Annotated in this window: 6 protein-coding genes and 1 pseudogene; 1 reads left to right on the top strand and 6 read right to left on the bottom strand. The window is 40.3% G+C overall.

The annotated features are described in order from the left end of the window. Positions 1-266 precede the first annotated feature (266 nt). On the bottom strand, positions 267-611 hold the full coding sequence (locus ACOVQQ_RS08495; protein ID WP_421817818.1) for a hypothetical protein: 345 nt from the start codon (positions 609-611) through the stop codon (positions 267-269). A gap of 96 nt (positions 612-707) precedes the next feature. Between ACOVQQ_RS08495 and ACOVQQ_RS08490 the strand changes: the two genes are divergently transcribed. Beyond that, the gene (locus tag ACOVQQ_RS08490; protein ID WP_421817817.1) at positions 708-914 is read left to right on the top strand and encodes a hypothetical protein; all 207 of its coding nucleotides are present in this window, start codon (positions 708-710) and stop codon (positions 912-914) included. Between the two features lie 96 nt (positions 915-1,010). Here the strand turns inward: ACOVQQ_RS08490 and clpX are convergent, their stop codons facing one another. The 5 genes and pseudogenes from clpX to ACOVQQ_RS08465 all read right to left on the bottom strand — a co-directional run bounded on the left by clpX (position 1,011) and on the right by ACOVQQ_RS08465 (position 5,992). Next, complete coding sequence (gene clpX, locus ACOVQQ_RS08485; protein ID WP_421817816.1) at positions 1,011-2,243, bottom strand: ATP-dependent Clp protease ATP-binding subunit ClpX; 1,233 nt, start codon at positions 2,241-2,243, stop codon at positions 1,011-1,013. A 35-nt stretch (positions 2,244-2,278) separates the two neighbouring features. Then, complete coding sequence (gene clpP / locus ACOVQQ_RS08480; protein WP_094486704.1) at positions 2,279-2,983, bottom strand: ATP-dependent Clp endopeptidase proteolytic subunit ClpP; 705 nt, start codon at positions 2,981-2,983, stop codon at positions 2,279-2,281. Between the two features lie 212 nt (positions 2,984-3,195). Beyond that, positions 3,196-4,524 carry a trigger factor gene (tig, locus tag ACOVQQ_RS08475; RefSeq protein ID WP_421817815.1) on the bottom strand — a complete coding sequence of 443 codons (1,329 nt, stop codon included), beginning with the start codon at positions 4,522-4,524 and terminating at the stop codon, positions 3,196-3,198. A 369-nt stretch (positions 4,525-4,893) separates the two neighbouring features. Further along, positions 4,894-5,028: pseudogene (locus ACOVQQ_RS08470) on the bottom strand (TraR/DksA family transcriptional regulator); the annotation flags it as partial. A 34-nt stretch (positions 5,029-5,062) separates the two neighbouring features. Then, entirely contained in the window at positions 5,063-5,992 is a 930-nt protein-coding gene (locus tag ACOVQQ_RS08465; protein ID WP_421817814.1) for a hypothetical protein, read from the bottom strand. Positions 5,993-6,181 lie beyond the last annotated feature (189 nt).

Below are 6,181 nucleotides of genomic sequence, written 5' to 3'. Positions count from 1 at the left end.
ACATGCTTAAAAATTTGGCTGCAAATTTAGAGAAAAGACCGCTGTTTTTAGGTGTGCAAGGACTCGAATCTTTTTTTTCTTTTGGGGGCGCCCTGCCCGCGTGTAGTGGAAATCTATGAAACGGGCAGGTCGGGCTTTTCGCCTTTACTCCTCGTTGCCAAATTTACATTTGGCAACTGTGGGGTACCGGCTGCAATCCCTCGCCCAGAAAACCGTAAAAAAAATGACGTCTAAAATTGAGGTAGTTTAGTAGATTACTTCCCATTTCACTTCTTCAACTCCCGAATCTCTTCCTTCAACTTATCGATATAATCTTTTTGAATTTGAATCACGTATTGCGGATCCACACCGTGAAAAGTAATCGGATCTTCCGCAACAACCGAGGTGTCCGATTTGTACATAGCACCATTGCCCGTGAGTAGCCATGAAGGCGAAATGTCTGGAAATGCCTCCAAAATATTAATCAACGTCTCATCTTTTACATTCGCATTGCGCTTAATAGCAACCTGAATCGAGTTGTTACTCATATTACAACGCTTCTCAAACGCACTAACCGATAAACGGTAGGCTTCAATGATCTTCTTTATACGCTGTATAGGCTTTTCCTTCATCTAAAAATTAAATATTTTAGAACGTTGTTCGAATATTTAGATATTTGTTTATATTTGTAATGACGACGTATAAAGTTAGTAGATTTTTCCGATGTTATGACATTCGAACAAATTAAAAAGTTGATGCGCTATGGAGACTATGCGATCCTCGGGGAAATGCTTCGGATTAATACCGAAGCGGCTAAAATGCGCTTTCTACGTGGCGATATTGAAGCAAAACGTGCTATGGAACTCATCGTCGGTACACGTAAAAAAATGATTGCCGAATTCATTAAAAAAAGAAAAAACGCTCCTCAATCTTGAAAAGCGTTTGATAAAACAACTCCTTTTTTGGAGTCGTGGTTGATTGGGAAAGCCGACTTACGTCGGCTTTTTTCTATTTCACACCTACAGTATTCGCTACGAAGCAATTTCTAAACGCTTCAGCAAATTCTTGCTCAGCGACTCACGCGCGTAGTCTAAATCAACTTCCAACACATTTTCCGACGACGACGGTAAATCGTACATCGCATCTGTTAAAATCGCTTCACACAAACTGCGCAATCCACGGGCACCCAATTTGTAATCCAATGCCTTATCAACAATAAAATCTAAGGCGTCATCGCTGATGCTAAAACTTACCTCATCCATCGCAAAAAGCTTGGTATATTGCTTGATCAAGGCATTTTTAGGTTGCGTTAAAATAGCTCGCAACGTGGCTCGATCTAACGGATCCATATGCGTTAACACAGGTAAACGACCAATAATTTCCGGAATCAAACCAAAATCTTTTACGTCTTTCGGAATAACGTATTGTAACAGATTCTCTTTATCAATAGTCGATTTGTCGGCAGTATTGCTGTAACCAATCGCTTGGCGGTTCAAACGTTTGCTAATTATGCGTTCAATACCGTCGAACGCACCACCAGCTATAAACAAGATATTTTGTGTGTTTACTTCCACAAATTTTTGGTCCGGATGCTTACGTCCTCCTTTAGGCGGCACGTTCACCACGGTTCCTTCCAACAACTTCAACAAAGCTTGCTGCACGCCTTCGCCAGACACATCGCGGGTAATCGACGGGGTATCGCTCTTGCGTGCAATCTTATCGATTTCATCTATAAAAACAATTCCGCGTTCGGCTTTAGCCACGTCGTAATCGGCTGCCTGCAACAATCGAGTTAAGATACTCTCCACGTCTTCGCCCACGTAGCCTGCTTCCGTTAAAACAGTAGCGTCAACAATAGCCAAAGGCACATCTAACAATTTGGCAATGGTTTTTGCAACCAAAGTTTTACCGGTACCGGTTTGCCCAACCATGATAATATTCGACTTTTCAATCTCAATATCATCGTCGTCTTTTCCTTGCATCAAGCGTTTGTAGTGATTATATACCGCTACCGAAAGTACTTTCTTGGTTTGTTCTTGTCCAATAACGTACTCGTCTAAATAGGCTCTTATTTCCTTTGGTTTTCGCAACTGCAAACCTTGCAACGACTGTAAGCCATTGTTCATGCGCAGTTCTTCCACAACAATGCCATGCGCCTGCTCTATACATCGATCGCAAATATGCCCGGAGATTCCTGCAATCAATAAATTGGTTTCAGGCTTTTTCCGTCCACAAAACGAACATTCTAATACTTCTTTTGGCATAAATTCCTTTTTGGGAGCCGTGGCTCCAATAATTATTAATTGCGGCGCAATACCTCGTCGATCATGCCGTATTCTTTGGCTTCATCGGCTTTCATCCAGTAATCGCGCTCGCTGTCTTTGTAAACACGCTCGTACGGTTGCTTCGAGTGATGTGCAATAATATTGTACAACTCTTCTTTCAACTTGAGCATTTCTCGCAAGTTAATTTCCATATCTGTTGCCACACCTTGTGCGCCTCCCGAAGGTTGGTGAATCATCACGCGCGAATGCGGTAAAGCCGAACGTTTTCCATCGGCACCAGCGCAAAGCAAAACTGCACCCATCGACGCCGCCATACCGGTACAAATTGTAGCTACGTCTGGTTTAATGTATTGCATGGTATCGTAAATTCCTAAACCAGCATACACACTGCCTCCTGGCGAGTTAATGTAAATCTGAATATCTTTCGAAGCATCGGCACTTTCTAAAAACAACAACTGCGCTTGTACGATATTCGCAATTTGATCGTCGATGCCCGTTCCTAAAAAGATGATGCGGTCCATCATTAAACGCGAAAACACGTCGAGTTGCGATACGTTTAACTGTCGCTCTTCAATAATATAAGGCGTCATGTTGGTTGGCGTCATCGCTGCGGTTATCTTGTCGAAATACAACGCATTCACACCATGATGCTTTGTGGCATATTTTCTAAAATGCTTCGCTTGTTCAAGCATTGCCTTTGGGTCTTTTCCGTAATTCATAATGAGTAATCTTTGATTTTTGATGATAGCCAATATTATACCTAAACTCTAATGGCACCCAAATTTAAGATAATGTCAGTACATAGATGCAGAAACTGACAAATGGTCGCAGATTTGGCAAAAGTTTAGTAATTATTTACTGCACTTACCCAACAAAAAATCCCGATTTCTGCAAACCGGGACTTTATCTTTATTGTTTTACTGCTTCAAAATTAGTTTTCGCCGTACATCACTTTAATGAAATCTTCGTACGAAATCTCCTGTTGCTTTGGCGTAGTTTTTTCAGCAAACAAAGCACTAATCTTCTGCGCTACAACTTGTTCCGAAACGCGACGCACTTCGTCTTGGTTGCTTAAAATACGCATCACAATACCGTTAACCTCTTCATCTGTTGGGTTTGCATTGCCAAATTGTGCCATTTGCTGACGGATAATCGCCGACGCAAAATCTTTTACATCGTCAAACGTTACCTGAATGTTATTCTGCGAAAGCATTTTTCCTTCAATCAACTGGTAACGCAATCCGTTTTCACTGCGCTTGTATTCTTCGGCAGCTTCTTCTAACGACAAATTACGATCGTTCGATTGTGCCAACCACTTAATTAAAAATGCTTCTGGTAAATCAAATTTCGTGTTTTCGATCAAATATTTGGTCACGTCGTTTACGTACTGCGATTCTGTCTGACGGGCGTATTGCTGCGCGGCATCTTCTTTAATCTTCACCTTCATTTCCTCCACGTCGTGTACTTGATCGGCACCAAACAAACGATCAAAAAATTCTTGATCTAAAGTGGCGTCGGTAATGGCGCTAATCGACTCAATAGTCGCGTCAACCACCACATCTAATCCGTGTACCTGATCGTGGCTCACTTTCAAGAAATCCATCAATTTGTGGTCGTCGTCAAACAAACCTTTTGTCGGAACTGCAACAACATCGCCTACTTTCTTGCCTATAAAAGAAGCTACAACTTCGGCGTTTGCAAAAGCATCTAAACTAATGTTTGTTTGGTTCGAAATTCCGGCCTCTTCATTGCTAAACGTTACGCGCAATTCGCTGTCGTTGGCTACGGTTTCTGCAGGAGTACGCTCGCCAAACTGCTTGCGAATGCGGGCAACTTGCTCGTTTAAAAACGCATCGTCGAGTTTAATGGTGTATTTCGTAAGGTTCGATGTTCCTGAGAAATCTACCGTAAATTCAGGAGCTAAACCAATTTCGTATTCAAACGTAAGATCTTCGCTGTCCCAGTTAATGCTGCTTGGGTTACGCATAATCGGGTTACCCAACATATTAATTTGTTCTTTTTGCAAAAAGCGATTCAATTCTTGGTCAACCAATTTCACCACTTCTTCTACTTTTATCGATTTGCCGTACATCTTTTCGATTATGGCGCGCGGCACTTTTCCTTTTCTAAAACCTTTAATAGCGGCAACTGCGGCAGTTTCGTTGAGGCGTTTCTTTACTTGCCCACTATATTCAGATGCTTGCACATCAATTTTTATCGTTTCCGTTAAAGCTTCTTGCGGTATGCGTGTAATCTCCATACTGAGTAAATTTGCTATTAAAAATTGGAGTGCAAAAGTACGTAAAAATCAAACTGTTTTGGTGCTCTTTTTTATTTTTTGGGCGTGCCCCGCAGCTTTTTCCGTTCGGCCGATGGCGCTGCCGCAAAAAGCCGCCGGTCAGGCCTTTCGCTACAAGGTTTTTGTGCATTGGGCAAGCGGCTGCGGCGGCTCGGGCTTCCGCTGGTCGCCCGCGCAACCGCGCCGCTTGTCCCAATCCACTGCAAACGCTTTTCGCTACAGTCCTTCACGCGGGAAGATCGTGCGCAAAAGCCCTTTCCGTAAAGCAAAAAAAATCCGCTTCATGTTACGAAACGGATTTTATAATTTTTTTAATCAAAAACAGTTCAACTATCGCTGCATATTTTTTGCTTCGATACTCATCGTAGCGTGCGGTACTATTTTCAAACGTTCTTTGCTAATGAGCTTGCCCGTTACTTTGCAAACGCCGTAGGTTTTGTTCTCGACACGGAAAAGCGCGTTTTTGTGCTTAACATCATAAAGCCGCCAAATTGAAATTTTAAAGTTCAAATTCTTTATCTATTTTTTTTAACAATTGATTCAAAGCAGCAATTTTCGCTTCAAGTGCAGCGTATGCAATCTCTGCGTCTTGGTTAAAGAGTAATTCTTCACTTTCATTCATTTGTTGTAACTTTCTCAAAATCAAATCCATTTTTGTTAGGATTGCCTTCGAATCGTAAGGCATAGTATCATTGTAGCGTTTGAGAATTTCTATTTTGATATTGTCGCACATTTCGAACATTCCTTCTATACCTGCTTTTGCTTGAAATGATCTAGCTTGATCGCTGATGCCTCGATCAATTAAATCAAGTTGTCTGTTTGATCCGTGCAAAAAGTCATTCATTTTCGTTTGTTTAAAATTGCTTTTATGCTTGGTAATAATTTCTTTCAACTCGATTTTAACTGCATTTAATACATTATCAGCGAACTTCCGTTGGTTTTTTATGAAATGCTCCAAATCAAACGATTTTAACTCTAAATCGTCAACTCTATCGGCATAGTATTCAATTTTGTTCTTAGGTAATGAGTATCTTTTCAAAAAAAAGAATGATTCTTTATCTCGATTAGTAGGATGTCCAACGATATCATTTCTTGTTTCGCGGATTTGCTTGTTAAGTGAAAACTGTTCGAAAAATGTATTTTTAGAAATGTCTTTACTGGTAAAAACACATTTATAAATTTCGAACAAAGCATCTTGTTGAACATATAAAGCCTGGAGTAAACCATAAACAAAAAGTGTAGCGCGATTACTAAAAAAATCAGTAGGTATTTCGAAGTAATGATCAATAGCTTTTTGAGAATCATCTATGGTATCTAAACAAACTTGAAATTTTGGAAACAACCGCTTTCTATTATTAAAAAGTATAGAATATAAAAGTTCGTTGCGCACAACTTCACTGAGGTTATTAGTCTTTTTATAAATTGACATACGAATTTTTAAGTTAAATACTTCTGTAATACACTAATCTTCTCATTAATTAACCTCAATGCGTTATTTGGTTTGGTTTCGCTTTGATAAAAGCCATATATATCTAAATTACAACTTGAACAATAATCGTCAATTGTACGTCCCTGAAATAGGTTGACCACTTTAGTCAATTTATGAAAGCAAATTTGC

The sequence above is a fragment of the Flavobacterium sp. genome (genome assembly GCF_049240005.1).
In the GTDB taxonomy this organism is placed as follows: domain Bacteria; phylum Bacteroidota; class Bacteroidia; order Flavobacteriales; family Flavobacteriaceae; genus Flavobacterium.
This window is presented reverse-complemented; position numbering and strand designations above follow the sequence as displayed.